This is a genomic window from Pseudoalteromonas sp. RB2-MNA-CIBAN-0110, assembly GCF_040309305.1.
Classification (GTDB): Bacteria; Pseudomonadota; Gammaproteobacteria; order Enterobacterales; family Alteromonadaceae; genus Pseudoalteromonas; species Pseudoalteromonas arctica.
This window is the reverse complement of record NZ_JBEOOQ010000352.1, coordinates 1-231: the sequence shown is the minus strand read 5'-3', so window position 1 is coordinate 231 and position 231 is coordinate 1. Positions and strand designations below refer to the sequence as shown.

Sequence of the window (231 nt, the reverse complement as noted above, 5' to 3'; positions counted from 1 at the left end):
AAGGTACACCGAGTAATTCCATGTCGTTAAACATAACACCAGGGCGCTCTTTACGGTCATCAAATAGCACATCTAAACCTGCATCTTTCAAACCTTGATATAGATTATTAGCAATATCAGGGATACGATGCGATTTATGCATATTCATTGGCACAATTGCTAAATCGAAAGGGGCGATGGCTTTAGGCCAGGTAATACCGTATTGGTCATTATTTTGTTCAATGGCAGCGG

The 231-nt window shown here is 40.7% G+C and carries 1 protein-coding gene; it reads right to left on the bottom strand.

Going from position 1 to position 231, the window contains the following annotated elements:
* A partial coding sequence (locus AAEY68_RS21765) for a His/Gly/Thr/Pro-type tRNA ligase C-terminal domain-containing protein (RefSeq protein ID WP_350586907.1) occupies positions 1-231 on the bottom strand: 231 nt, incomplete at both ends.